Source organism: Streptomyces sp. NPDC056738 (assembly GCF_042790435.1).
Lineage (GTDB): Bacteria > Actinomycetota > Actinomycetes > Streptomycetales > Streptomycetaceae > Streptomyces.
In genome coordinates this window covers 18,169-42,827 of the sequence record NZ_JBHTZF010000015.1, presented here as the reverse complement: position 1 = coordinate 42,827, position 24,659 = coordinate 18,169, and the positions used below count along the sequence as shown (strand labels likewise).

Genomic DNA, 24,659 nt, shown 5'->3' with positions numbered 1-24,659 from the left:
TCCGGGGGCAGCGCCCCCGGGTACGGGACGGGTAGGGGCGGAGGGGGCGAGAAAACCCGCTACGGCCGAAGCGCGGCGAGCTGTTCCGCGAACGGGACCACGTGGAACCCGTCCGCCCGGCCGGACAAGGGCTGGGTGGGCGAGGACTCGGCGGGCGAGGACTGGGCGGGGACGGTGGCGCCGGGCCCGGGCTCGGCCGAGGCCGAGGGAGCCGACACCGTCGGGCCGGGCGCCGCGCCGGACAGGGCCGTCATCAGACCGGCCAGCTCACCCCCGGCCCTCTCGACCCGCTCGGCCAACCCCTCCACCCCCCAGTCCTCCGAAGCCGCGTACACCCCGGTCGGCACGACCACGGCCCGCAGATAGGCGAACAACGGCCGCAGCGCGTGCTCGAGGACGAGCGAGTGCCGCCCGGTCCCCCCGGTCGCCCCGATCAACACCGGCTTGCCCGCCAACACGTCCTTGTCGAGCACGTCGAAGAACGACTTGAACAGCCCGCTGTACGAAGCCGAGAAGACGGGGGTGACGACGATCAGGCCGTCCGCGGAGGTCACGTCGTCGATCGCGGCGGACAACGCCCGCCCCGGAAACCCGTTGGTGAAGTTGTGGGCGATCTCGACGGCGAGGTCGCGCAGTTCGACGACCCGCAGATCCACCCCGCCGGACACCCGGCCGGCGGTCGCGGCCGCCAGCCGGTCGGCCAGCAGCCGCGTGGACGACGGAACACTCAGCCCCGCCGAGACGACGACGAGCTTCATGCGCGGCTCACCTCTTCCTTGGCCGCGGCCACCCGGGCCGCGTGGGTCGGCGCGTCCGGCACGTCGGCCGGACGGTTCTTGGCGAACTCCTCGCGCAGCACCGGCACGACCTGTTCGCCGAGCAGGTCGAGCTGCTCCAGGACGGTCTTGAGCGGCAGCCCGGCGTGGTCCATCAGGAAGAGCTGACGCTGGTAGTCACCGGCGTACTCGCGGAAGGCCAGCGTCTTCTCGATGACCTGCTGCGGCGAGCCGACGGTCAGCGGTGTCTGCTCGGTGAAGTCCTCCAGGGAGGGCCCGTGCCCGTAGACCGGCGCGTTGTCGAAGTACGGACGGAACTCCCGTACGGCGTCCTGGGAGTTGGGCCGCATGAACACCTGGCCGCCGAGGCCGACGATGGCCTGCTCGGCCGTGCCGTGCCCGTAGTGCGCGTACCGCTCGCGGTACAGCTCGACCATCCGCTTGGTGTGGTCGGCGGGCCAGAAGATGTTGTTGTGGAAGAAGCCGTCGCCGTAGTACGCGGCCTGTTCGGCGATCTCGGGCGAGCGGATGGAGCCGTGCCACACGAACGGCGGCACGTCGTCCAGCGGACGCGGGGTCGAGGTGAACGACTGGAGCGGCGTACGGAACTTGCCCTCCCAGGTCACCACGTCCTCGCGCCACAGCCGGTGCAGCAGCGCGTAGTTCTCGACGGCGAGGTTGATGCCCTGCCGGATGTCCTGCCCGAACCAGGGATAGACCGGCCCGGTGTTGCCGCGGCCCATCATCAGGTCGACCCGGCCGTCCGCGAGGTGCTGGAGCATCGCGTAGTCCTCGGCGATCTTCACCGGGTCGTTGGTGGTGATGAGGGTGGTGGAGGTGGACAGCACCAGCTTCTCGGTCTTCGCCGCGATGTAGCCGAGCATCGTCGTCGGTGACGAGGGCACGAACGGCGGGTTGTGGTGCTCACCGGTGGCGAAGACGTCGAGGCCGACCTCCTCGGCCTTCAGCGCGATGGCGACCATGGCCTTGATCCGCTCGCGCTCGCTCGGCTCCCGGCCCGTGGTGGGGTCCGGTGTCACATCGCCGACGCTGAAGATCCCGAACTGCATGGTGGCTCACCCTCCATCTTGTTGATTGTTCAACTATACCCACGAACCACCACCCCTCCCCAGGTATTCCGCCACCCCTCTCGCATCCGACGGACCGCCGCCCACTATCCACTTGACCGCACCGCGACCCATGCCCCACATTTATCTGCGTGACACAGATACTGCACGACACAAACGAATCCTCCGGACAGCCCTCCGGCCAGCCCTCCGGACAATCCTCAGGACACCCTCCCTCCCGCATCCGCTGGGCGATCCTCGGCGTCGTCCTCGCCGCCGACGTCCTGGACCTCCTCGACGGCACCATCACCAACATCGCCGCCCCGACCATCGCCCACGACCTCGGCGGCGGCACCGCCCTCATCCAGTGGCTCGGCGCCTCGTACGCCCTCGCGCTCGGGGTCCTGCTCGTCCTCGGCGGGCGGCTCGGCGACAAGTACGGCCGCCGCCGGCTCTTCCTGACCGGACTCGCGGGCTTCACCGCCGCCTCACTCGCCTGCGGCCTCGCGCCGACGCCCGGAACCCTCGTCGCCGCCCGTCTCGTCCAGGGCGCGTTCGGCGCGCTCGTCATCCCGCAGGGCTTCGGCATCCTCGGCGCGACCTGGCCCCGGGACCAGATCGGCAAGGCCTACAGCCTGTTCGGACCGGTGATGGGCCTCTCGGCCGTCGGCGGCCCGGTCCTCGCCGGCCTTCTGATCGACGCCGACCTCGCCGGCCTCGGCTGGCGCCCGATGTTCCTCGTCAACCTCGTCCTCGGCGGCGCCGCGCTCCTCGCCGCCGCCCGCCTGCTCCCCCGCGACACCGGCGACCGCGCGACCACCGTCGACATCCCCGGCTCCGCCCTCCTGGGCGCCACCATGCTCGCCCTGCTCACCGGCCTCATCGAAGGCTCGGCCCACGGCTGGGGCCTACTCCCCGGCCTGCTCCTGCTCGCCGGCCTCGGGCTCTTCGCGGGGTTCTGCCACCGCCAGCGCACCGCGCCCAGCCCCCTGATCAAGCCCTCCCTCCTGCACAACCGCGGCTTCACCTCGGGACTGCTCATCGGCGTCGTCTTCTTCGCCGCGGTCGCCGGCCTCCTCTACGTCGTCTCCCTCTTCCTCCAGCAGGGCCTCGGCCGCTCCCCCGCGGCCGCCGCGCTCGCCCTCACGCCCCTGTCCGCGGGCATCGTCATCGCCTCGATCGCCTGCTACCGGCTGATCGCCCGCCTGGGCCGCCGCCTCGTCCTCATCGGCTTCCTGGTCACCCTCGCCGGAACGGCCCACCTCCTCGCCCTGGTCACCGTCTCCGGCACGCACACCGCGGGATGGGCCCTGGTCCCCCCGCTGCTGGTGATCGGACTCGGCATGGGCGCCTGCTTCGGCTCGCTCTACGACGTCACCATCGGGGACATCGAGCCCGCCGAGGCCGGCAGCGCGGGCGGCTCGCTCGGCGCGGTCCAGCAGCTCGCCAACGCCCTCGGAGCCGCCGCCGTCACCACCGTCTACTTCCGGACCGACGGCGGCGGGACCCACGCCACCACCGTGAGCCTCACCGTCGTGGCCGCCGTCACGCTCCTGTGCTGTCCCCTCGTACGCCTGCTCCCCCTCAAGGCCCCGGAGCAGCACCACTGACCCTCCACCGGGGCTAGGGCACCAGCACCAGCCGGCCGCGCAGTCCGCCCTCGGCGAGCCGCGCGTGGGCCTTGACCGCCTCGTCGAGGGCGTACGTCCCGGCCACCCGGGTCGTCAGCGCGCCCGCGTCGACGAGCGCCACCAGCTCCGCGAGCCGGGCCCCGTCGGCGGCGACCTCCACGGCACCGGTCCGCACCCCGCGCACGGACGCCGGGTGGGCCCCCGGGATGACCCCCATGAAGGCACCCCCGTCCCGCACCCACTCCAGGGCGTCCGCGCCCAGGATGGCCGCGTCCAGCACGGCGTCCACGCTCCGCGGGGCCACCCCGTCCGACACGAACTCGTCCGCCCCCAGGGACCGTACGAGCTCCTCGTCGCCCTCGCGGGCCAGAGCGGTCACGCTCACCCCGAGCCGGGCGGCGAGCTGCACGGCGTATCCGCCGACCGCGCCCGCGGCCCCGGTGACCAGCAGACGCCGCCCCGGCTCCAGGCCCAGCCCGTCCAGGGCCTGGGCCGCGGTCAGCGCGTTGAGCGGCAGACTCGCCGCGTGCGCCGCGTCGACCGAGCGGGGAGCCACGGCCACCGCGTCCGCGTCGACGACCACAAGGTCGGCGTGCGTACCGAGGTGCTTGGCGGTCCCGTAGGCCAGCGCCACCACCTCGTCGCCCACGTTCCACCCCGAGGCGACCCCGACCGCCTCCACCACACCCGCGACGTCCCAGCCGAGCCCCAGCCGCTTCCCGGCGCCCCCGAAGACACCGGCGCGCACTCCGGCGTCCACCGGATTGACGCCGGCGGCCGCCACCTTGATCCGCACCTGGCGGGCCCCCGGCTCCGGCAGGGCGACCTCGACGATCTCGACGGCTTCCGGACCACCGAACGACGTCACAACCGCTGCACGCATCCCGACTCACCCCATCTGTAGGTCATCCGCGGGTCTCTCACCCGCCACAACAACCCTAGGAAGAGCTACTATCCATTGGTAAGTAGGCACCTGAAGGTGCGTACGTCACCCGGAGGTGAGTCATGGCGACCACGACGGCGGCCGAGCGGCGCCACCAGGCCCGCGTCGAGTACGACGCGTTCCTCAAGAGCTGCCCCACCAACCAGCTCCTGGACCGCATCAGCGACAAGTGGGTCAGCCTGATCGTGAGCGCGCTCGCCCAAGCGGGCGGACCGATGCGCTACAGCGACCTCGGCCGCAAGATCGCCGGAGTCAGCCCCAAGATGCTGACGCAGACCCTGCGCTCGCTGGAGCGCGACGGCATCCTGTCCCGCACGGTCACCCCGTCCGTACCGGTCCGCGTCGACTACGAACTCACGCCGCTGGGCACGAACCTGAGCTGCCTGCTCACCGCCGTCAAGGACTGGGCGGAGCACCACATCGAGGAGGTCGTCGAGGCCCGCGAGCGCTACGACGCCTCGTCCGAGGTTTCCTGAAAGTCGCCGGACCGCAGCCGGGCGACCTGCTCGGCACTGAAGTCGACCGTGCGTCGCATGTGCCCGATAATCAGGGCCACCTCGTCGTCGTCGAGCCCGTCGAACAGGCCGTACCAGCCGGCGCCCAGCCGTTCCCACATGCGCCCGAACTCGGCGATCTTCTCGGGCACGGTGGCCACCAGCACCCTCCGCCGGTCGACCACGTCGCGCTCGCGCACCACGTAACCGGCCTTCTCCAGCCGGTCCACCAGACGCGTGGCCGAGCCGGTGGTCAGCCCCGTCATCTCGGCGATCCGCCCGGTGGTCACCGGCCCGTCCTCCAGGCTGAGCAGGTTCACGCACTGCACGTCCGTCGGGTGCAGGCCGACGTGGTCGGCGAGGGCCTGGTTGAACAGGGCGTACGAGGCCATGTACCGCCGCGAGACGACCGCCAGCTCCCCCAGCAGCCGCTCGCGAGAATCCCCGCCGATGGCCATACGGCCCCTTTCCACCAGCCCAGCCAGAATCGTACGCCGCCCGACCCTCACCCCCGGAAACCCGGAAGCCCCGGAACCCCGGAAACGAGTACCGCTCGTCAGGCACCGCTCCCCAAGCGTTTCCTCGCCCCCTCCGCCCCTACCCGTCCCGTACCTGGGGCTCCGCCCCAGACCCCGCTCCTCAATCGCCGGAGGGGCTGAAAATTTCGCCGGCCGGAGCTGAAGGCTCTGGCCGGTCGGAGCTGAAAGCTTGGAGCGGCCGGCGTTGGAAGCTTGGAGCGCCCGGCGTTGGAAGTTTGGACCGGCCGGGGTTGGAAGCTTGGACCGGCCTGGGCTGAAGGCTTTGGCCGGTCGGGGTTGGATGCTTGGAGCGGCCGGGGCTGAATCCTGCTGGAACCGTCTGGATCGCGCACCCGCAGCCGGGATCCGGCGCGAGGGGACGTGGCGGTACATCAATGGCCGTCGCCACCGACGGTCACTCCTCACCCAACGGCGACGGGCTGATGCACCGGCACGGCCCCGACCCACCACCGGACGGGAACCGCGCCCTGAAACAGTGTCCCCATGCTGATCGCCCGCTCCGCGCTCCTCTTCGCCCTGGCCGCACTCCTGGAGATCGGCGGCGCCTGGCTCGTCTGGCAAGGCGTACGCGAACACCGGGGCGCCCTCTGGATCGGCGCCGGCGTGATGACCCTGGGCCTGTACGGCTTCGTCGCCACCCTCCAGCCGGACGCCGAGTTCGGCCGCGTCCTCGCCGCGTACGGCGGAGTCTTCGTCGCCGGCTCCCTCGCCTGGGGCGTCGTCGCCGACGGCTACCGCCCCGACCGCTGGGACATCACCGGCGCCCTGATCTGCCTGGCCGGAGCCGCCGTGATCATGTACGCCCCCCGAGGGGGCAACTGACCCCCGCCTATCCTGGCCGGAGACCGCAGACACGCAGACCCGCCAAGGAGCAGCCGTATGACCCCCGCCGCCGCGTCCCGTATCGCCGTCATCACCGGTGCAAGCAGCGGAATCGGCGCCGCGACGGCCCGACAGCTCGCGGCCGAGGGCTACCGCGTCGTCCTCACGGCCCGCCGCAAGGACCGCATCGAGGCGCTGGCGGAGGAGATCACCGCGGCGGGCGGCCAGGCCACCGCGTACGCCCTGGACGTCACGGACCGCACCGCGGTCGACGAGTTCGCGACGGCGTTCAAGACGGTCGGCGTGCTGGTCAACAACGCCGGCGGCGCACTCGGCGCCGACCCGATCGCGACGGGCGACCCGGCCCAGTGGCGCCAGATGTACGAGACGAACGTCATCGGCACCCTGAACATCACCCAGGCCCTCCTCCCCGCGCTCACCGCCAGCGGCGACGGCACGGTCGTGGTCCTGTCCTCCACGGCGGCCCACGCCACGTACGAGGGCGGCGGCGGCTACGTGGCCGCCAAGCACGCCGAGCACGTGCTCGCCGAGACGCTGCGCCTGGAGATCGTCGGCACGCCGGTACGGGTCATCGAGGTGGCCCCCGGCATGGTCAAGACGGAGGAGTTCGCGCTCACCCGCTTCGGCGGCGACACCGAGAAGGCCGCCAAGGTCTACGCGGGCGTGGCCCAGCCCCTGACCGCCGACGACGTGGCCGAGACGATCACGTGGGCGGTCACCCGCCCCAGCCACGTGAACATCGACCTCCTCGTGGTCCGCCCCCGGGCCCAGGCGTCGAACACGAAGATCCACCGCGAACTGTGACACCGGACGGGACACTCACGCCCCAGCCGCCCGCGACCGGCGAACAGGCCCGCCTGGCCCTGGAGAAGAAGCGCGAACGGTACGTCTGGTACTACCTCGCGTACTTCCTCTTCGGCATCCACATCGTGGCCTTCGTGATGATCTGGGCCGTCCTGAGCACGAAGTGAACGCGAAGGGCCCGAGCCGTCAACGGCTCGGGCCCTCAAGGCAGTCGGACTACAGACGCCACGCGGCAGACGGCGGACGGCGGACCGCCCACGCACCTCACCCCTTCACACAGACAACCTGCTTCAGCTTCGCCACGACCTGCACGAGGTCACGCTGCTGCTCGATGACCTGCTCGATCGGCTTGTACGCACCCGGGATCTCGTCCACGACGCCGGAGTCCTTGCGGCACTCCACGCCCTGCGTCTGGTCCTCCAGGTCCTTCGTCGAGAAGCGCCGCTTGGCCGCGTTGCGGCTCATGCGCCGACCCGCGCCGTGCGAGGCCGAGTTGAAGGACTTCTCGTTGCCGAGCCCCTTCACGATGTACGACCCGGTCCCCATCGAGCCCGGGATGATGCCGAACTCTCCGGACCCCGCGCGGATGGCGCCCTTGCGGGTGACGAGCAGGTCCATCCCGTCGTACCGCTCCTCCGACACGTAGTTGTGGTGGCAGGAGATCTCCGGCTCGAAGGCGGGCTTCGCCTTCTTGAACTCCTTGCGGATCACGTCCTTGAGGAGCGCCATCATGAGCGTCCGGTTGTTCTTCGCGTACTCCTGGGCCCAGAACAGGTCGTTGCGGTACGCCGCCATCTGGGGCGTGTCCGCGACGAAGACGGCGAGGTCCCGGTCGACCAGACCCTGGTTGTGCGGGAGCTTCTGCGCGACCCCGATGTGATGCTCGGCCAGTTCCTTGCCGATGTTCCGGGAACCGGAGTGCAGCATCAACCAGACAGAACCCTCCGAATCGATACAAACCTCAACGAAGTGATTCCCCCCGCCGAGCGTCGCCATCTGCTTCACGGCCCGGTCCTGACGGAACTTGACCGCGTCCGCCACCCCGTCGAACCGCGCCCAGAAGTCGTCCCAGCCGGCGGTGGCCAGGCCGTGGAAGCCGTCCGGGGTGACCGCGGAGTCGTGCATGCCGCGGCCGACCGGGATCGCCTGCTCGATCTGCGAGCGGAGCCGCGAGAGGTCGCCCGGGAGGTCGTTGGCGGTGAGGGAGGTCTTGACGGCGGACATTCCGCAGCCGATGTCGACGCCCACCGCCGCCGGGCACACGGCGTCCCGCATCGCGATGACGGAGCCGACCGTCGCGCCCTTGCCGTAGTGGACGTCCGGCATGACGGCGAGGCCCTTGATCCAGGGCAGGGTCGCCACGTTCTGGAGCTGGCGGAGCGCGACGTCCTCGACGGAGGCGGGGTCGGCCCACATGCGGATGGGAACCTGCGCCCCCGGCATCTCTACATACGACATATCGTCCTCTTCCCCCACAAAACCAACAGAAGTCTTAAATCGCAAAACCGGCGCCTAGGTCGACGTATAGGACAACGGACCGGCGTCCACGGCTGTGCGTGCGATACACATTGTCTCCAGGGGTCGCCCCCGTGCGGCAACCCAATAACCACAGGACACCCGGGCCGAAGCGCCGACGGGAACCGTCGAGAGGAGCCTGACCGTGCAGCGGAAGGCGTACGTATCTGGCGCCGCCGTGCTCCTCGCGGCAGTGCTGGCGGGCTGCACGGGCGGTTCCGGTGTGGGCGGTCCGGCCCCCGACTCCAAGGGCGGCGACACCGGCACGACGGCCGCGGCGGCCCAGCCGGGCAAGTACCGCACCCTCCCGGAGGCGTGCGGCGCCGCGGATCGCGACACGCTCGACACGCTGCTGCCCGGCATCCAGGAGACGACCGACGAGACCCAGCAGGAGAAGGCGTACGCGGGCGAGGCGACGCTCACGTACGACACGGACCGGCGCGACGGCTGCGACTGGAAGGTGGCCTCCGCCGCCGCCACCGATCACCTCTCCCTCGACTTCGAGCGCGTGGTCTCGTACGACAACACGGTGAGCGACGAGGCCAAGGCGGAGGAGCTCTACGCCACCAGGCAGACCGCGGCCGACCTCCCCGAGCCCGCCGCGTCCGCGTCCGACGAAGCAACCGCGAGCCCGAGCGCCGGCGCCGGCGCCGGCGCCACGGCCGACGGCGACAACGGCGCAGGCACGGAGACCGGCGACCCCTCGGGCGCCCCCTCCACTCCCTCCGCCTCCGCCTCGCGAACCCCGGCCGATCTCCAGCCGCGCGTCCTCGACGACCTCGGCGACGAGGCGTTCCTCGACGACAAGCTGAGCACCGGCTCGTCGACGGCTCAGCAGCGCACGGTGACTGTGGTGTTCCGCACGTCCAACGTGATCGTGAGGATCGAATACTCCGAGCAGCCGACGGCTTCCACGGACGCCCCCGACAGCAAGGAAATGCAGGACAGGGTGCAGAAACTGGCCCAGGAGCTGGCCTCCCGCCTCAACGGCTAGCGGCCCCGCGGCCGATGGGGGCGCCCCGGCGCAAACCACCCGAACGGGAACCGCCCCCACGCCCCACCGCGTACCGTGGCCCCTTGGAATCGACCGGCCGCACACCCCATGTGCGGCCGTACCACGAGCGCCACGAGTGAAGGAACCATGCACCGACCAGTACAACGAGCAGGCCGAGCACAGCGACTCCCCCGCATCCTTGTCAGCGCGGCCGCCGTCCCGGTGATGCTCGTCGCCGCGGGCTGTTCCTCGGACTCCGGCTCCGGTGACGACGCGCAGAAGGACGCGAGCGCGGGCCCGGGAGCGACGGTGTCCGCGAGCAGCGCGGCCCCCACCGTCCAGCCCGCCGCGTACACGACGTTGCCCAAGGCGTGCTCGGTGCTGTCGAACAAGACACTGGGCGAACTGATACCGAAGGGCTCGAAGTCGGGCAAGTCCGGCAAGCTGGACGAGCCGAAGCAGCGCGGCAACTGCAACTGGACGAGTCTCGACAACAACGGGGTGAAGGGTTCTCAGTTCCGCTGGCTGAACGTGGCGCTGCTCCGCTTCGACTCGGACGCGCGCGGCTCGGGCGACGAACAGGCCCACGCCTACTTCCAGAAGCAGGTCTCGGCCGCGCAGACGGTGGAGGGCGCGCTGGACGCCAAGTCGGCGCCGGTCTCCGGTACGGGCGACGAGGCGACGGCCGTGCACTACGGCCTGAAGAAGAAGGAAGGCACCTTCAAGCAGCAGACGATCGTCGCGCGCGTCGAGAACGTGGTCGTGACGCTCGACTACAACGGCGCCGGGCTCGCGGGTGAGAAGACCCCGGACGCGACCACGCTGCAGAAGGCCGCCGAGAAGGCCACGAAGGAAGCGGTGGCCGCGGTGGCCGCCGCGAACGGCGACGGCGGCGCTGCGGGTTCGGGCTCGCCCGACCCGGGCTCCTCGTCGAAGGACTCCTCGAAGGGGTCGTCGAAGACCTCGTCCGCGCCGTCGGCCTCGCCGTCCAGGAGCGCCTCCGGGGGCACGTCCAAGACCGGCTCCAAGAGCGCCTCGCCGTCGCAGTCGGCGGCGAAGAAGAGCTGACCCGGTCTCGACCGGACACGGGGCCCGACCCGGGGCTCCGGCAGACAGTTCACGGGGCCCGGTTCCGTCCGGAACCGGGCTCCTTCCATACCGCGCATCCGTACGCCACACACATGTGCCACTCTGTTGCGCGCAACAACACGCAAGGGGAGGGGAGTACAGGTGGCCGCGCCCATACAGCTCACACGGATGCACAAGATTCTCATCGGCGTGGTCGTCGCCGGTGCGCTCATCATCGCCGGCATCGGCTTCGCCGGTTCGTACGCGGCGGTCCGTGAGCTGGCGTTGCAGAAGGGTTTCGGGAACTTCAGTTACGTCTTCCCGATCGGCATCGACGCGGGTATCGGCGTCCTGCTCGCCCTCGACCTGCTGCTGACGTGGATCCGTATCCCGTTCCCGATGCTGCGCCAGACGGCCTGGCTGCTGACGATGGCGACGATCGCGTTCAACGGCGCGGCGGCCTGGCCGGACCCGCTGGGCGTGGGCATGCACGCCGTCATCCCGGTGCTGTTCGTGGTCTCGGTCGAGGCGGCCCGCCACGCGATCGGCCGCATAGCCGACATCACGGCCGACAAGCACATGGAGGGGGTCCGCCTCACCCGCTGGCTGCTCTCCCCCATCCCGACCTTCCTGTTGTGGCGCCGCATGAAGCTGTGGGAGCTGCGCTCCTACGAGCAGGTCATCAAGCTGGAGCAGGACCGGCTGGTCTACCAGGCCCGTCTGCACTCCCGCTTCGGCCGCGCCTGGCGCCGCAAGGCCCCCGTGGAGTCGCTGATGCCGCTGCGGCTGGCCCGCTACGGCGTGCCCCTCGCGGAGACCGCCCCGGCGGGTCTGGCGGCGGCGGGCATCGAGCCGGCGGTACTGCCTCCGGCACCCGCTCCCACGCCGGCCCTGGCGCCGGCCGACGCGTCCGGGGGCGGTCGCACCCCCGAGCCCGCGGCCGCCCTCCAGCCCCAGCCCATCGAGCAGCGCCCCGCTCCCGAGGGCGGCGAACGCCCCGAGTCGCCGGGCTACGCCGAGCCGCAGAATCCGTGGCTCCAGGCGCGGAACCCGGAGTCCGTCGAGTACCAGGGCGGCTACGACCCGGACGCGGCGTACCAGCAGTGGTTCGCGGAGCAGCAGCAGGCCGAGCTGTTCCAGGAGCAGCAGCAGTTCTGGGCCAGTCAGCAGCTCCAGGAACAACAACGGTTCGAGGAGCAGCAGAGGTTCGAGCGGCAGCAGTACGAGGAACCGTCGGCCCCCGACCCCGCCCCGGAGGACACCGGTACCTTCCCGATCCCGTCCGGCCCGGGCCGTACCCGTGACCTGGGTTCGGGCGGCAGCACGGAGCCGACCGAGGAGGACTACTACCTGGTCTTCAAGAAGTCGATAGACGGCAGTTACCCGACCTCGGGCCAGTTCAGGGGTGATGTGGAGGCGACGTACCGCGTCACGCTCCCGCAGCGTGAGGCCGACCGCATGGTCCACCGCTTCACCAACCGCCACACGGCGGAGCTCCAGGAGGACCACATCGCCTAGGCGCGTCGGTGAACGAGCGCGACAGCGTGTACGAGGAAGGGGCGCCCGGTGATCACCGGGCGCCCCTTCCTCGTACGGCCGGGGCCGCTACGCCGCGAGCAGCTTGCGCACCCGGTCCTGTCCCACGGCCAGCAGCAGCGTGGGCAGACGCGGGCCGGTGTCGCGGCCGACGAGCAGGTGGTAGAGCAGGGCGAAGAACGTGCGCTGGGCGACCTTGATCTCGGCGGGGAGTTCCTTGGCGGTCGCGTCGGCGGGGAAGCCCGCCTGGACCTTGGGAACGCCGTAGACGAGGTGGGTGAGGCCGTCCAGGGACCAGTTCTCCTCCAGTCCGTCGAGGAGCAGGCGCAGCGACTCGCGGCCCTGGTCGTCGAGGGACTTCAGGAGCTCGGCGTCGGGCTCGTCGCGGACGACGGTGCGCTCCTCGGCGGGGACCTGGGTGTTGATCCAGGTCTCGGCCTTGTCGAGGCGGGGCCGGACCTCGTCCAGGGACGCGAGCGGGTTCTCGGGGTCGAGTTCGCTCAGGATGCGCAGGGTCTGGTCCTCGGCGCCGGCGGTGATGTCGGCGACGGAGGCGAGGGTGCGGTACGCCATCGGGCGGGGGGTCGGGGGCAGCTCGCCGGCGGCGGTGCCGACGGCGCGGCTGTACGCGGCCGCGTCGGCCGGCAGGACCGAGCCGTCGGCGACCTTGCCGGCGAGCTTGTCCCACTCGTCGTAGAGCCGCTGGATCTCCTGGTCGAAGGCGATCTTGAACGACTGGTTGGGGCGGCGGCGGGCGTACAACCAGCGCAGCAGTTGCGGCTCCATGATCTGGAGCGCGTCGGACGCGGTCGGGACCCCGCCCTTGCTGCTGGACATCTTGGCCATGCCGGAGATGCCGACGAAGGCGTACATCGGGCCGATGGGCTGCTCGCCGCCGAAGATCCCGACGATCTGGCCGCCGACCTGGAAGGAGGAGCCCGGGGAGGAGTGGTCGACGCCGCTGGGCTCGAAGATCACGCCTTCGTAGGCCCAGCGCATGGGCCAGTCGACCTTCCAGACCAGCTTGCCGCGGTTGAACTCGCTGAGCAGGACGGTCTCGGCGAAGCCGCAGGCGGAGCAGGTGTACGACAGCTCGGTGGTCGTGTCGTCGTACGAGGTGACGGTGGTCAGGTCCTTCTCGCACCGCCCGCAGTAGGGCTTGTACGGGTAGTACCCGGAGGTGGAGCTGCCGTCGTCCTCGGCGGCGGCGCCGGAGCCCTCGGCCGCCTCCAGCTCGGCCTCGTCGACCGGCTTCTGGCCCTGCTGCTTCTTGGCGGGGGCCTTCTTGGTGCGGTACTGCTCCAGGATCGCGTCGATGTCGCCGCGGTGCTTCATCGCGAACAGGACCTGCTCGCGGTAGGTGCCCGCGGTGTACTGCTCGGTCTGGCTGATCCCGTCGTACTCGACGCCGAGCTCGGCCAGGGCCTCGGTCATGGCGGCCTTGAAGTGCTCGGCCCAGTTCGGGTAGGCGGAGCCGGCGGGGGCCGGGACGGAGGTCAGCGGCTTGCCGATGTGCTCGGCCCAGGACTCGTCGATGCCCGCCACGCCGTTCGGGACCTTGCGGTAGCGGTCGTAGTCGTCCCAGGAGATCAGGTGGCGCACGGTGTGCCCGCGGCGGCGGATCTCGTCGGCGACGAGGTGCGGGGTCATGACCTCGCGGAGGTTGCCGAGGTGGATCGGGCCGGACGGGGAGAGTCCGGACGCTACGACGACCGGTTTGCCCGGGGCCCGACGCTCCGACTCCTCGATGACCTCATCCGCGAAACGGGAGACCCAGTCGGTGGTCTCGGTGCTCTGAGCCACGATCGGCACGTCCTTCTTCCTCAAACGCGAGTACGGCTGACGCGACCATTCTCCCAGCTCGGGCCTCAACCGCGAAAACGGCTTTTCACCGCGTGGGATACTGGCTTTCCTTGTACTCGGAGTCTCCGTACTCAGAGTCTCCGGAACCCGAGCAGAAACGGCAGCCTCTTCATGGCCTCGGTCACGTCCCTCACCGCTTCCGTCCATCAGCGCCTCGCGGACGCCCTCTCGGCAGCTCTGCCGGAGGCCGGTTCCGCCGACCCGCTGCTGCGACGAAGCGACCGGGCCGACTTCCAGGCCAACGGGATCCTGGCCCTCGCCAAGAAGGCGAAGGCGAACCCGCGCGAGCTGGCGACGCAGGTCGTGGCCGCGGTCGAGTCGGGTGACGTGATCAAGGACATCGAGGTCTCCGGGCCCGGCTTCCTGAACATCACGATCACCGACCGGGCGATCGTGTCGAACCTGGCGGAGCGGTACGCGGACGGTGAGCGCCTCGGGGTGCCCCTCGCGGCGAACCCGGGCACGACGGTGATCGACTACGCGCAGCCGAACGTGGCCAAGGAGATGCACGTCGGGCATCTGCGGTCCGCGGTGATCGGTGACGCGGTCGTGCAGATCCTGGAGTTCACGGGCGAGTCCGTCGTGCGCCGGCACCACATCGGCGACTGGGGCACGCAGTTCGGCATGCTCATCCAGTACCTGATCGAGCACCCGCACGAGCTGGACCACAAGGGCGGCGAGGTCTCCGGCGAGGAGGCCATGTCGAACCTGAACCGGCTCTACAAGGCGGCGCGGACCGTCTTCGACTCCGACGAGGAGTTCAAGACGCGGGCGCGGCGCCGGGTGGTGGACCTCCAGGCGGGTGAACCCGAGACGCTGGCCATGTGGCAGAAGTTCGTGGACGAGTCGAAGATCTACTTCTACTCGGTCTTCGACAAGCTGGACATGGAGATCCGGGACCCGGACGTGGTCGGCGAGTCCGGCTACAACGACATGCTGGACGAGACGTGCCGCCTCCTGGAGGAGTCGGGCGTGGCGGTCCGTTCGGACGGCGCGCTGTGCGTGTTCTTCGACGACGTGAAGGGCCCGGACGGCAACCCGGTGCCGCTGATCGTGAAGAAGTCGGACGGCGGCTACGGCTACGCGGCCACCGACCTGTCGGCGATCCGCGACCGTGTCGTCAACCTGAAGGCCGACAGCCTGATCTACGTGGTGGACGCGCGGCAGTCCCTGCACTTCAAGATGGTCTTCGAGACCGCGCGCAGGGCCGGCTGGCTGAACGACGACGTGAAGGCCCACCAGCTCGCGTTCGGCACGGTGCTGGGCAAGGACGGCAAGCCGTTCAAGACCCGTGAGGGCGAGACGGTGCGGCTGGTCGACCTGCTCGACGAGGCGATCGACCGGGCGACGACGGTCGTGCGGGAGAAGGCCGAGAAGGTGGGCCTGAGCGAGCGGGAGATCGAGGAGAACGGCCGGTACGTCGGCATCGGCGCCGTGAAGTACGCGGACCTGTCGACCTCGGCGGTGCGGGACTACAAGTTCGACCTGGACCAGATGGTCTCGCTGAACGGTGACACGTCCGTGTACCTCCAGTACGCGTACGCCCGTATCCGGTCGATCTTCGGCAAGGCGGGCGAGCGGACGCCGCTGGCCCACCCGGAGCTCGAACTGGCCCCGGCGGAGCGGGCGCTGGGCCTGCACCTGGACCGGTTCGGCGAGACGCTGGAGGAGGTCGCGGCCGAGTACGCCCCGCACAAGCTGGCGGCGTACCTGTACCAACTGGCCTCGCTGTACACGACGTTCTACGACCAGTGCCCGGTCATCAAGCCCGCCCCCGAGCAGGAGGTCGCCGAGAACCGCCTGTTCCTGTGCGACCTGACGGCCCGCACCCTCCACCAGGGCATGGCCCTGCTGGGCATCAGGACGCCCGAGCGGCTCTGACGGCTCCGGCCGCTCCGACACGCCTGTCGCGGGCCCCGTCCTCCTCGTGAGGACGGGGCCCGCGGCGCGTTGTCAGTGCCTGGTCCTACAGTCACCGGCATGGCGACCCTTCCCAATCCGCTGCCGCGGCTGACGGCAGACCCGAGCGGGCGCGCGCTCGGGCTCGATCTCCCGCCGGGGAGACTGATCGACGCGACGCACGACGGCCCGTGGCACGAGCCCCTGCTGTGGCACGCCGGGGACCGGGCGGTTCCCGGCGGGTGGGCGGTCCTGAGCGCGGCCCGGACCGTGGGGCTGCTGCCGGTGCTGCTGGACGTGGGCGGCCCGCAGAACGGCCCGGAGGACTGGGAGTTGCTGCCCGACGAGATGTCGTATCCCGGGGATCACGACGCCGAGGAGGTGCTGGCGGAGTTCTGGGAGGACTACGCGGCCGACGAGCCCGGCCCGGACCAGGACTACCCCGGCAAGGAGAAGGTCGTCGAGGTCTTCGGGGAGCAGCCGGCCTTCGAGGAGACGATCGCGCCGTACGGGCCCGTCTGGCCGGGCCCGGCCGCCGCGCCCCCGCTCCAGGCGGATCCGGAGGCCCGCGCCGCCGAGATCGCCGACTCCCTGACGCGGTCCGGCTCCTGGCTGAAGGAGCCCCGGCTCGCCCTGGTCCCGGCGCGCCGCAGCGCCGACATCCCGGCGGCCATCGGCTGGCCCGGCCCGTTGAACCACGAGAGCGACGTGGCGCGTCTGTGCGCCGTGCTCCGCTCGTGGGAAGACCGCTTCGGCATACGCGTGGTGGCCCTCACCTTCGACCAGTTGGTCCTCTCGGTGGCGGCCCCGCCGTCCACCGCGGCCGAGGCCGAGGCGGTCGCGGCGGAGCACTTCGCCTTCTGCCCGGACAACATCACCCAGGGCCACCACGAGAGCCTGCGCGCGTACGCCGAGCAGGAGGTGCTGAACGGGCGGGTGTGGTCCTTCTGGTGGGACTGAGCCCGTCCGGAGGCCACCGGGAATCCCGGTGGTCCGGGTCGGGAACTCGATCGCGGGCTTCGGCGGACAGTGGGTGAACCGCCCCCGTCTTCGAGGAGATCCATGAGCTTGAGAGGCGACCGATGACCCTCTCACCGGGCGTCGGAGTCCAGCGTCCGCCCACCACCACCGGCACCGGCCCTGACGCCGGTCCCGGTGGCGGTGCGGGCGAGGACGGCGACTCCGACGCCGCGGTGATCGAGCGGTCCTGGGCCGAACCCGACGTGTTCGCCGAGCTGTTCCACCGCTACGCCGACGACATCCACCGGTACGCGGCCCGGCGGCTGGGCACCGAGGCGGCCGACGATCTGATGGCCGAGACCTTCGTGATCGCCTTCCAGCGGCGGCGCCGGTACGACCTGTCACGCCCGCACGCGCGGCCCTGGCTGTACGGCATCGTCACGCGGCTGATCGGCGGTCACCGGCGGGCCGAGGCGCGGCGGCTGCGCGCGCTGTCGCGGGTCGCGTCCGCGGATCCCGCCGACGGTGGCGGCGCCGAGCCGCTGGCGGAGCGGGTGGCCGCCCGGATCAGTGCCGAGAACACGCGCGGGGCCCTGTCGGCTGCCCTGGCGACGCTGCCCGCGCGCCACCGGGACGTCCTGCTGGTCGTCGCCTGGGGAGATCTCGAGTACGCGGAGGCCGCCGAGGCCCTGGGCATACCGGTGGGCACGGTGCGCTCACGGCTGCACCGGGCCCGCAAGAAGCTGCGCGAAGCACTGGGCGGGGCGGATCCCACAGCCTTTCGAGAGGAACAGGAGGAACCCCGCCGTGGATGACCTCACCCGTGTACGCGAGCTCGCGGCCGACCAGGCCGGACCGACCGACCGGGCGCGCGCCGTCGCCTTCGCCCGCCTGCGGAGTGCCATCGGCGAGGAGACCGGCGACGCGGGCGGAGCGCTCGCGCGGCAGCGTCCGCTGTCCCGGCGGCTGGTGTTCCGGGCGGCGATCGCGGCCACCGGCACCGCGGCGGTGGCGGGCACGACGCTGCTCGTGGCCGGCGGCGAGGACGGCGCGGGACCGCGGTTGCCGGCGCTCAACGCCGCCCAGGTGCTGCGCAGGGCCGCGGACAGGTCACGCGCCGACACCGGCGGTATGCCGATCCCGCGCGACGACCAGTACATGTACTCCAAGGAGGTCACCCATCGGACCTACGACAGGGGCGCGCGGAAGCTGCGGCTCGTCGACGAGTACTGGCTGTCGGTGGACGGCTCGAAGACCTCCCGGTACGTCTACAACGGCAGGGTCAAGGACGAGGTGCCGGACAAGCACTCGGTGATCTGGCCGCCCCTCCAGTACGCGAAGCTCGAGAAGTGGCCGACCGACCCCGATGAGCTCCTGAAGCTGTTCGGACACGGGAGGACGACGGGCAAGGACGCGGAGGCGGACATGTTCGCGTACATACAGGCTTGCATCTTCCTGCGCGGCCCCCGGGTCTTTCCGCCGGGGTTGCAGGCCGCCGCGTTCGAGGCCGTCGCGAAGCTGCCCGCCGTCAAGATCGACCACGACCGGGTGGACGCGCTCGGCCGGCACGGCATCGGGATCTCGTACCCCAGGATTGCGTTCGGTCTCGTCTTCGACCCGGAGACCTATGCCTACCTCGGCATCTTCGAGCGGGGACACTCGGACAAGAACGGCGGGTTCTCGCAGGTCAGAGCCGTGGTGTCGCAAGGGGTGGTGGACCGGATCGGCCGGCGGCCGACCGGCCGGGACACGGCCGGGACGACTCCCTCGGCCTCCGCGACCCCGTCCCCGTCGCCGTCGGACCCGTCCCCGTCCCCGTCCCCGTCCGCCGGCTCCGCGAGCCCGTCCTCCACGTCCGCGGTCCCGTCCCCGACCTCCGTGCCCCCGTCCCCGGGCTCCGCGTCCCCGTCCGCTACGTCAGCAACCCCGTCGCCAAGCGGCGCAGACCCTCGGTGATCTCCTCCGGGGTCTGGGTGACGAAGCACAGGCGCAGGGTCGACGGGTCCGGGGTGCCGGCGTGGAACGGGGCGCCGGGGACGTAGGCCACGCCCCGCTCCACCACCGGGCGGAGCAGGGCCGTGGTGTCGTACGACGCGGGGAGGCGGGCCCACAGGAACATGCCGCCTTCCGGGCGGGTCCAGGTGGATCCGGCCGGGAGGGCGGCACCGATGCCCGCGAGCATGGCGTCCCGCCGCTCGCGGTAGACGGCCGCGACCTGGGCCACGTGGGAGTCCAGGTCGCGGTCGGCCAAGTAGCGTGCGGCGGCGAGCTGGTTGACGGTCGGGGTGTGCAGATCGGCGGCCTGCTTGGCGACGGTGCAGGCGCGCCGCAGGGCCGCGGGTGCCCGCAGCCAGCCCAGCCGCATGCCGGGTGCCATCACCTTGGAGAAGGAGCCAAGGAGGACCGTGCGGTCCTCGGCTCCGTCGTGGGAGGCGATCCAGGGGACCCGCTCGCCCTCGAAGCGCAGCTCTCCGTACGGGTCGTCCTCGACGATCCACAGGCCGTGCGCGGCGGCGGCGCGGGCGACGGCGGCCCGTCGTCCGGCCGGCAGGGTGCGGCCGGTGGGGTTCTGGAAGGTCGGCACGGTGTAGAGGAGCTTCGGGCGCTCGCGGGCCACCAGGTCGCCGAGGGCGTCGGGGTCGAGGCCGTCGTCGTCGCCCGGGACGGCCAGGACGCGCGCTCCGGCGAAGGCGAACGCCTGAAGTGCCGCCAGATAGCAGGGACTTTCGACCAGGACGGTGTCGCCGGGTTCGAGCAGGGCGGTGGCGAGCAGCGACAGGGCCTGTTGCGAGCCGGTGGTGACCAAAACGTCGTCGGGCCCGGTGGGCAGTCCGCGGGTGCTCATGCGGTCCGCGAGGGCCGCGCGCAGCGACGGCTCGCCTTCGGTCGTCGAGTACTGCAGGGCCCGTCGGGGCTGCTCGGCGAGGACGTCGCGGTACGCGGCCGCGATGCCGTCGGTGTCGAACAGTTCCGGGGCGGGCAGCCCGCCCGCGAAGTTGATCACTTCGGGGCGGGCGGTGATGGCGAGGATGTCCCGTACGGGCGAGCCGCCGATCGCGGTGGCCCGGGCGGCGAGCGGGGGCACGGGGGCGGCTTGGGCGGCGGCGGGTTCGGCGACGGTCACGGTGGCGGCTCCTTGTCCTTGCGGGCGGCGGACCCTTCGAGGGCGTCCTCGCGGGCGGCCCCGTCGTGCCGGGGCCGCCCTGCCCGCACCCTAGGGCGATGCGTGGCCTCTACACCCGTCAATTCCGGGATGCGGACGGACCGCAACCGGGCGCAGGCGCCTAGGGCTTGACGCCTGTGGCGACGTAGACGTTGATGTCCGCGTCCGTGACGTCGTTGATGTCCAGGTAGCGGACCTTGTCGATGGCGTCGAGCGTGGCCAGGAAGGCCGGGTCGGCGGACTCGGGGGCCGGGGCGTCGCCGTCGGGCCGCCAGTGGTGGGCGGGGACGACACCGGGCTCGTCGATCACCAGTCCGTTCTCGGTGAAGAAGCGCTCGACCTCGGCCCTGGAGCGCAGCACGAAGGTGAACCCGCGTTCGGTGTAGGTCCGTTGGACGGCGCGGATGTTCTCGGCGTTCAGGTCCTCGGTGAGGTGGCTGAGGACGACCCGGCTCCCGGACGGCAGCGCGTCGATCAGCCCGCGCACGATGGGGTACGCCTCCGCGTCCTCGACGAAGTGCAGGATGGCGACCAGGACCAGGGCGACGGGCTGCTCGAAGTCGATGGTCTCGGCGGCCTGTTCGAGGATCTGCTTGGGCTCCTTGAGATCCGCGTCGATGTAGTCCGTACGGCCCTCGGGTCCGCTGGTGAGCAGGGCGCGCGCGTGGGCCAGGACCACCGGGTCGTTGTCCACGTACACGACGCGCGCGTCCGGGGTGATCCGCTGGGCGATCTGGTGGACGTTCTCCTGGGTGGGCAGGCCGGTGCCGATGTCCAGGAACTGGCGGATGCCGCCCTCCGACGCCAGCGCGGTCACGGCGCGGCGCAGGAAGTCGCGGTTGTGCCGGACGTCGAGGTAGCCGCGCGGGTTCGCGGCGAGCGCGGCGGCGGCCGCGTTCCGGTCGACGGGGTAGTTGTCCTTGCCGCCGAGGAAGACGTCGTAGACCCGGGCGGGGTGCGCCTTGGTGGTGTCGATCCTCCTTCTCAGCTCGGCGGGGTCCTGACCGAGGGCGTCACCGGACATGGGGCATCTCCCTGGAGGGTCGTGTCGATCGACGGTCAACACCCTAACTCCCGGGCCGACTTGGCGGTGCGCTTCAGCCACCGCGAGGTGCCGTCTGCCATTCGCTGCCGCCCAGTGGGTAGTTGTAGGCGGGCCGCCCGACGTTGCCGCTCGTCCGGAACGGCTGTCCGTGGTCGTCGACGCGTACGGTGCCGCTCTTCGCCCCGCTGGACCAGTCGAGTTCGAGGTACCAGCTCACGTCGTGCGCCTGCGCGTCCGCGATGACGTAGAAGACCTCGGGGTCGGACTCGCTGACCTTGTAGGGGAAGTTCCGCTGCCCGCCCCTGACCGCGACCGCCGGGCGCCCCGCGTCGAGGTCGACGGTGAACGACTTCGTCCGCACCCCGCCGCCGCAGCCCACGCCCATGGCGTAGTCGTTCCAGGCGAGCGGCGCGCTCTTGTCCAGCACCCGTACGTGCAGCGCCTTCAGGACGACGGTCGCCTTCCCGGTGCCCTGCACGGTGAGCGCGATCATCTGCTCCCCGCCCGGGACGCCGCCGAGTGCGGTGACCCAGCCCCGCGCGTCCGACTCGCCGGGCGGCGGGGGCACTTGGGGTGCGGGCCGGTTCACCAGGTAGTGCTGGCTGCACGGGTCCTCGTACGTGTACGGGTCGGTGACGACGGTGGGAGCGCCCGCTCCGTCGGCGGCCGTTCCCTGGCCGGCCGTCGCGTCGCCGCCGTCCCCGGCCGGGTCGACAGCTCCGCCGATGGAGGAGACGGACGCCTTGGGACGGCCCTTGGGCGAGGCGGACGGCGAGGGCGATCCGTGCTTCGCGCCGGTGGCCGCTCCGGTCCTCGGCAGGCCGGTGGTGTTCGGTACGCCGAGGGCCACCGCCTTGCCGCCGGTGTCGTCGTCACCGCCGCCGGACCCGATCCGCGCGCCCAGGGCGCCGGCCACGACGGCGGTCGCGACGACGGCGCCGACCGCGGCGAGGACCATGGTCCGCCGTCCGCGCAACCGGCCCGCGCCCACCGCCCCGGCCTCCTCGGTCTCCCCGGCGTCGACCGCCCCGCCGTCCGCGGTCTCCCCGGTCCCCCGGCCACCGTCCGCCGGACGTTCCGCCCGCGGGTCCGGCTCCGCGCCCGGCAGCGCACCACCGGAGCCGCTGCCCTCGCCCTCGGCCTCGGCCTCCGGACCGGCAACCTCCGGAGCGCCGCCCTCCGGAGCGGCGCCCGCGCCCTTCCTTGCGCGCAGCCCGTCCGCGAGGACCCACCGCCGGTGCAGCTCCACCAGCTCCTGCGGGGTGGCCCGGCACACCCGCGCCATCCGTTCGACGGGCGCGTAGTCCGCCGGTACGGCATCCCCGTTGACGTACCGGTGCAGTGTGGACGTACTCACGTGAAGCCGTTTGGCGAGCGCCCCGTAGCTGAGACCGGACCGCTCCTTCAGCTCCCGGAGCAGTTCCGCGAACTCGTCCCCCGCCACCGTTCCCCCATCCCCCGTGTCCCGGACCGCGTTCCAGGGGAGCATTGTTTCCCCAGGTCAGACGGCATTTCGGCGTTCCAGCGTCCCGCGTTGCCCGCCGGGCGTGGCGCCCGGGACGGATCACCGCCCAAGCTGTGGCCATCCAAGCACGCCGCCCTCACCGACCGGCCGGGCGGCCGTTCCATCAGGCCACCTCACACGAACATCCACAGGGGGATCACTCATGTCCGCACGCACCACCCGCACCACCCGCACCCGTCTGCTCGCCGCCTCCGCGATCGCGCTCACCGCGCTCTCGCTCACGGCGTGCGGCAGCGGGAACGGCGTCCGCGACGAGGGCTCGTCCGCCCCGGCCCGCCCCTCGGCGGGATCCGACAGCCCGGCGGCCGGCGCGGGCACGACGGCGAAGCCCGCGGGCACCGGCACCACCACGGGCTCGGCGAACGGTTCGAAGAACACCGGCACCACCACGGGCGGCACGGGTTCCGGCTCCGCCGGCACGAGCGGCAAGGGCTCGGCGGGCGGCTCCACGGGCAAGACCGGCACCGGCACCAGGAACGTCGCGTGCAACAGCTCCAACACCCGTATGAGCGCCACGGCCGTCTCCCGGCCGCTGAACCACATCCTGCTCACCGTCACCAACACGGGTTCCCGGAACTGCGACCTGACGGGCTACCCGATCGCCCGCTTCGGTGAGGCCCAGTCCGTCCCGCCGGTCGCGGAGGAGACCCACCCGCAGGCGGTCGTCACCCTCACTCCCGGCGAGTCCGGCTACGCGGGCGTGCTGCTGTCGGCGGCCGACGGCAGCGGCGGCAACGGCTACACGGCCAGGACGCTGGAGGTCGGCTTCACCGGCCGGGGCGGGACCGCGCGTCCCGCCCTCCCCGCGAAGGGCGTCTTCGTCGACGACAAGCTCACGGTGACGTACTGGCAGCAGGACCTGGACACCGCGCTGTCGTACTAGGGCCGGGCGGACGGGAATCGTCGGACCGGCCCTGGTGGCGCCGCACTAGCGCAGGCTGCGGGCCACCTCGGTCGCCCAGTACGTGAGGATGTTCTGCGCGCCGGCGCGCTTGATCCCGGTCAGGGACTCCAGGATCGCCCGGTCGCGGTCGATCCAGCCCTTCTCGGCGGCGGCCTCGACCATCGAGTACTCGCCGGAGATCTGGTAGGCGACGACCGGCACGTCGGACTCGTCGGCGACGCGGGCCAGGATGTCGAGGTAGGGGCCGGCGGGCTTCACCATCACCATGTCGGCGCCCTCCTCCAGGTCCAGCGCCAACTCCCGCAGCGCCTCCCGCGCGTTGGCCGGGTCCTGCTGGTACGTCTTGCGGTCGCCCCTCAGGGACGAGCCGACGGCCTCGCGGAAGGGGCCGTAGAAGGCGGAGGCGTACTTGACGGTGTAGGCGAGGATCGCCACGTCCTCGCGGCCGATCTGGTCGAGGGCGTCCCGGATGACTCCGATCTGGCCGTCCATCATGCCGCTGGGGCCCACGACATGGGCACCCGCGTCGGCCTGCACCTGGGCCATCTCGGCGTACCGCTCCAGGGTCGCGTCGTTGTCGACCCGGCCCTGGTCGTCGAGCACACCGCAGTGCCCGTGGTCCGTGGTCTCGTCGAGGCACAGGTCGGACATCACGAGCAGGTCGTCGCCGACCTCGGCGCGCACATCGCGCAGGGCGACCTGGAGGATCCCGTCCGGGTCGGTGCCGGGCGTCCCGACGGCGTCCTTCTTCTCGTCCTCGGGAACCCCGAACAGCATGATCCCGGAGACCCCGGCCTCGAGCGCCTCCACGGCGGCCTTCTTCAGGCTGTCCCGCGTGTGCTGCACGACCCCGGGCATCGAGGAGATCGGCACCGGCTCGCTCACACCCTCGCGCACGAACGCGGGGAGGATGAAGTCGGCGGGGTCCAGCCGGGTCTCGGCGACCATCCGACGCATGGCGGGCGTGGTGCGCAGCCGCCGCGGACGCGTACCGGGAAAGGATCCGTACTTCGTCATGACGTCTACGCTACGCCCGTCACAGAGGCACCTTTACCGACGATTCGTCGGAGCCCGGGCGGCGCGGCGGCCG

Annotated in this window: 23 protein-coding genes; 13 read left to right on the top strand and 10 right to left on the bottom strand. The window is 71.5% G+C overall.

What is annotated here, in order from left to right:
• Positions 1-59 precede the first annotated feature (59 nt).
• Entirely contained in the window at positions 60-758 is a 699-nt protein-coding gene (locus tag ACFRIC_RS33225) for an FMN reductase (protein WP_382793642.1), read from the bottom strand.
• Complete coding sequence (locus tag ACFRIC_RS33220; RefSeq protein WP_382793641.1) at positions 755-1,846, bottom strand: LLM class flavin-dependent oxidoreductase; 1,092 nt, start codon at positions 1,844-1,846, stop codon at positions 755-757. The genes ACFRIC_RS33225 and ACFRIC_RS33220 overlap by 4 nt, the downstream gene beginning before the upstream one ends.
• Before the next feature lie 149 nt (positions 1,847-1,995).
• Between ACFRIC_RS33220 and ACFRIC_RS33215 the strand changes: the two genes are divergently transcribed.
• On the top strand, positions 1,996-3,453 hold the full coding sequence (locus ACFRIC_RS33215) for an MFS transporter (RefSeq protein ID WP_382793638.1): 1,458 nt from the start codon (positions 1,996-1,998) through the stop codon (positions 3,451-3,453).
• 13 nt (positions 3,454-3,466) lie between these two features.
• On the opposite strand, the gene ACFRIC_RS33210 is transcribed toward ACFRIC_RS33215, so the two are convergent.
• A complete protein-coding gene (locus ACFRIC_RS33210) occupies positions 3,467-4,357 on the bottom strand; it encodes an NADP-dependent oxidoreductase (protein ID WP_382793635.1) in 891 nt (296 codons plus the stop codon).
• A gap of 122 nt (positions 4,358-4,479) precedes the next feature.
• On the opposite strand from ACFRIC_RS33210, the gene ACFRIC_RS33205 reads away from it, so the two are divergent.
• The gene (locus ACFRIC_RS33205; protein ID WP_382793632.1) at positions 4,480-4,893 is read left to right on the top strand and encodes a winged helix-turn-helix transcriptional regulator; all 414 of its coding nucleotides are present in this window, start codon (positions 4,480-4,482) and stop codon (positions 4,891-4,893) included.
• On the opposite strand, the gene ACFRIC_RS33200 is transcribed toward ACFRIC_RS33205, so the two are convergent.
• On the bottom strand, positions 4,866-5,369 hold the full coding sequence (locus ACFRIC_RS33200; protein ID WP_382793629.1) for a MarR family winged helix-turn-helix transcriptional regulator: 504 nt from the start codon (positions 5,367-5,369) through the stop codon (positions 4,866-4,868). The two genes, ACFRIC_RS33205 and ACFRIC_RS33200, sit on opposite strands and share 28 nt — an antisense overlap.
• Positions 5,370-5,933: 564 nt before the next feature.
• Between ACFRIC_RS33200 and ACFRIC_RS33195 the strand changes: the two genes are divergently transcribed.
• The 3 genes from ACFRIC_RS33195 to ACFRIC_RS33185 are packed head-to-tail and all read left to right on the top strand — an operon-like array spanning position 5,934 to position 7,264.
• A complete protein-coding gene (locus ACFRIC_RS33195) occupies positions 5,934-6,272 on the top strand; it encodes a YnfA family protein (protein ID WP_365493604.1) in 339 nt (112 codons plus the stop codon).
• Between the two features lie 57 nt (positions 6,273-6,329).
• Positions 6,330-7,097 (top strand): SDR family NAD(P)-dependent oxidoreductase, encoded by a 768-nt coding sequence (locus ACFRIC_RS33190; RefSeq protein ID WP_382793627.1) that lies wholly within the window; start codon positions 6,330-6,332, stop codon positions 7,095-7,097.
• A complete protein-coding gene (locus ACFRIC_RS33185; RefSeq protein WP_382793624.1) occupies positions 7,094-7,264 on the top strand; it encodes a hypothetical protein in 171 nt (56 codons plus the stop codon). Before ACFRIC_RS33190 ends, ACFRIC_RS33185 begins: the two co-directional genes overlap by 4 nt.
• A 97-nt stretch (positions 7,265-7,361) precedes the next feature.
• Here ACFRIC_RS33185 and ACFRIC_RS33180 read toward each other — a convergent pair whose 3' ends face one another.
• Positions 7,362-8,555: an RtcB family protein gene (locus ACFRIC_RS33180; RefSeq protein ID WP_382793622.1), complete on the bottom strand. Its 1,194-nt coding sequence runs from the start codon at positions 8,553-8,555 to the stop codon at positions 7,362-7,364.
• Positions 8,556-8,757: 202 nt separating this feature from the next.
• Between ACFRIC_RS33180 and ACFRIC_RS33175 the strand changes: the two genes are divergently transcribed.
• The 3 genes from ACFRIC_RS33175 to ACFRIC_RS33165 all read left to right on the top strand — a co-directional run bounded on the left by ACFRIC_RS33175 (position 8,758) and on the right by ACFRIC_RS33165 (position 12,192).
• Positions 8,758-9,606, top strand: coding sequence for a DUF3558 domain-containing protein (locus tag ACFRIC_RS33175; RefSeq protein ID WP_382793619.1), 849 nt, complete (start codon positions 8,758-8,760; stop codon positions 9,604-9,606).
• 147 nt (positions 9,607-9,753) lie between these two features.
• Positions 9,754-10,674: a DUF3558 domain-containing protein gene (locus ACFRIC_RS33170; RefSeq protein WP_382793616.1), complete on the top strand. Its 921-nt coding sequence runs from the start codon at positions 9,754-9,756 to the stop codon at positions 10,672-10,674.
• 189 nt (positions 10,675-10,863) lie between these two features.
• Complete coding sequence (locus ACFRIC_RS33165; RefSeq protein ID WP_382793612.1) at positions 10,864-12,192, top strand: DUF2637 domain-containing protein; 1,329 nt, start codon at positions 10,864-10,866, stop codon at positions 12,190-12,192.
• Between the two features lie 87 nt (positions 12,193-12,279).
• On the opposite strand, the gene lysS is transcribed toward ACFRIC_RS33165, so the two are convergent.
• Entirely contained in the window at positions 12,280-14,022 is a 1,743-nt protein-coding gene (lysS, locus tag ACFRIC_RS33160; protein ID WP_382793609.1) for a lysine--tRNA ligase, read from the bottom strand.
• 162 nt (positions 14,023-14,184) lie between these two features.
• On the opposite strand from lysS, the gene argS reads away from it, so the two are divergent.
• From argS to ACFRIC_RS33140, 4 genes are all read left to right on the top strand, one after another.
• Positions 14,185-15,954: an arginine--tRNA ligase gene (gene argS / locus ACFRIC_RS33155; protein WP_382793607.1), complete on the top strand. Its 1,770-nt coding sequence runs from the start codon at positions 14,185-14,187 to the stop codon at positions 15,952-15,954.
• A gap of 99 nt (positions 15,955-16,053) precedes the next feature.
• Entirely contained in the window at positions 16,054-16,932 is an 879-nt protein-coding gene (locus ACFRIC_RS33150; RefSeq protein WP_382793604.1) for a DUF4253 domain-containing protein, read from the top strand.
• 122 nt (positions 16,933-17,054) lie between these two features.
• On the top strand, positions 17,055-17,747 hold the full coding sequence (locus tag ACFRIC_RS33145; RefSeq protein WP_382793602.1) for an RNA polymerase sigma factor: 693 nt from the start codon (positions 17,055-17,057) through the stop codon (positions 17,745-17,747).
• Positions 17,740-18,888 carry a CU044_5270 family protein gene (locus tag ACFRIC_RS33140; protein WP_382793599.1) on the top strand — a complete coding sequence of 383 codons (1,149 nt, stop codon included), beginning with the start codon at positions 17,740-17,742 and terminating at the stop codon, positions 18,886-18,888. Before ACFRIC_RS33145 ends, ACFRIC_RS33140 begins: the two co-directional genes overlap by 8 nt.
• Here the strand turns inward: ACFRIC_RS33140 and ACFRIC_RS33135 are convergent.
• The 3 genes from ACFRIC_RS33135 to ACFRIC_RS33125 all read right to left on the bottom strand — a co-directional run bounded on the left by ACFRIC_RS33135 (position 18,845) and on the right by ACFRIC_RS33125 (position 22,584).
• The gene (locus ACFRIC_RS33135; protein WP_382793597.1) at positions 18,845-20,056 is read right to left on the bottom strand and encodes a PLP-dependent aminotransferase family protein; all 1,212 of its coding nucleotides are present in this window, start codon (positions 20,054-20,056) and stop codon (positions 18,845-18,847) included. The two genes, ACFRIC_RS33140 and ACFRIC_RS33135, sit on opposite strands and share 44 nt — an antisense overlap.
• 160 nt (positions 20,057-20,216) lie before the next feature.
• Positions 20,217-21,119 (bottom strand): SAM-dependent methyltransferase, encoded by a 903-nt coding sequence (locus tag ACFRIC_RS33130; protein ID WP_382793594.1) that lies wholly within the window; start codon positions 21,117-21,119, stop codon positions 20,217-20,219.
• Positions 21,120-21,192: 73 nt separating this feature from the next.
• Complete coding sequence (locus ACFRIC_RS33125; RefSeq protein ID WP_382793592.1) at positions 21,193-22,584, bottom strand: helix-turn-helix domain-containing protein; 1,392 nt, start codon at positions 22,582-22,584, stop codon at positions 21,193-21,195.
• A 223-nt stretch (positions 22,585-22,807) separates the two neighbouring features.
• On the opposite strand from ACFRIC_RS33125, the gene ACFRIC_RS33120 reads away from it, so the two are divergent.
• Positions 22,808-23,548: a DUF4232 domain-containing protein gene (locus ACFRIC_RS33120; RefSeq protein WP_382793589.1), complete on the top strand. Its 741-nt coding sequence runs from the start codon at positions 22,808-22,810 to the stop codon at positions 23,546-23,548.
• Between the two features lie 45 nt (positions 23,549-23,593).
• Here ACFRIC_RS33120 and hemB read toward each other — a convergent pair whose 3' ends face one another.
• Complete coding sequence (hemB, locus tag ACFRIC_RS33115) at positions 23,594-24,586, bottom strand: porphobilinogen synthase (RefSeq protein WP_382793586.1); 993 nt, start codon at positions 24,584-24,586, stop codon at positions 23,594-23,596.
• Positions 24,587-24,659: the final 73 nt, after the last annotated feature.

Bases quoted from the DNA above. Each gene is read 5' to 3' on its own strand.
- ACFRIC_RS33220 (WP_382793641.1), bottom strand. From the start codon at position 1,846: ATGCAGTTCGGGATCTTCAGCGTCGGCGATGTGACACCGGACCCCACC.
- ACFRIC_RS33190 (WP_382793627.1), top strand. From the start codon at position 6,330: ATGACCCCCGCCGCCGCGTCCCGTATCGCCGTCATCACCGGTGCAAGC.
- ACFRIC_RS33195 (WP_365493604.1), top strand. From the start codon at position 5,934: ATGCTGATCGCCCGCTCCGCGCTCCTCTTCGCCCTGGCCGCACTCCTG.
- ACFRIC_RS33200 (WP_382793629.1), bottom strand. From the start codon at position 5,369: ATGGCCATCGGCGGGGATTCTCGCGAGCGGCTGCTGGGGGAGCTGGCG.
- ACFRIC_RS33130 (WP_382793594.1), bottom strand. From the start codon at position 21,119: ATGTCCGGTGACGCCCTCGGTCAGGACCCCGCCGAGCTGAGAAGGAGG.
- ACFRIC_RS33205 (WP_382793632.1), top strand. From the start codon at position 4,480: ATGGCGACCACGACGGCGGCCGAGCGGCGCCACCAGGCCCGCGTCGAG.
- ACFRIC_RS33165 (WP_382793612.1), top strand. From the start codon at position 10,864: ATGCACAAGATTCTCATCGGCGTGGTCGTCGCCGGTGCGCTCATCATC.
- argS (WP_382793607.1), top strand. From the start codon at position 14,185: ATGGCCTCGGTCACGTCCCTCACCGCTTCCGTCCATCAGCGCCTCGCG.
- ACFRIC_RS33210 (WP_382793635.1), bottom strand. From the start codon at position 4,357: ATGCGTGCAGCGGTTGTGACGTCGTTCGGTGGTCCGGAAGCCGTCGAG.
- ACFRIC_RS33170 (WP_382793616.1), top strand. From the start codon at position 9,754: ATGCACCGACCAGTACAACGAGCAGGCCGAGCACAGCGACTCCCCCGC.
- ACFRIC_RS33225 (WP_382793642.1), bottom strand. From the start codon at position 758: ATGAAGCTCGTCGTCGTCTCGGCGGGGCTGAGTGTTCCGTCGTCCACG.
- ACFRIC_RS33150 (WP_382793604.1), top strand. From the start codon at position 16,054: ATGGCGACCCTTCCCAATCCGCTGCCGCGGCTGACGGCAGACCCGAGC.
- hemB (WP_382793586.1), bottom strand. From the start codon at position 24,586: ATGACGAAGTACGGATCCTTTCCCGGTACGCGTCCGCGGCGGCTGCGC.
- ACFRIC_RS33180 (WP_382793622.1), bottom strand. From the start codon at position 8,555: ATGTCGTATGTAGAGATGCCGGGGGCGCAGGTTCCCATCCGCATGTGG.
- ACFRIC_RS33120 (WP_382793589.1), top strand. From the start codon at position 22,808: ATGTCCGCACGCACCACCCGCACCACCCGCACCCGTCTGCTCGCCGCC.
- ACFRIC_RS33145 (WP_382793602.1), top strand. From the start codon at position 17,055: ATGACCCTCTCACCGGGCGTCGGAGTCCAGCGTCCGCCCACCACCACC.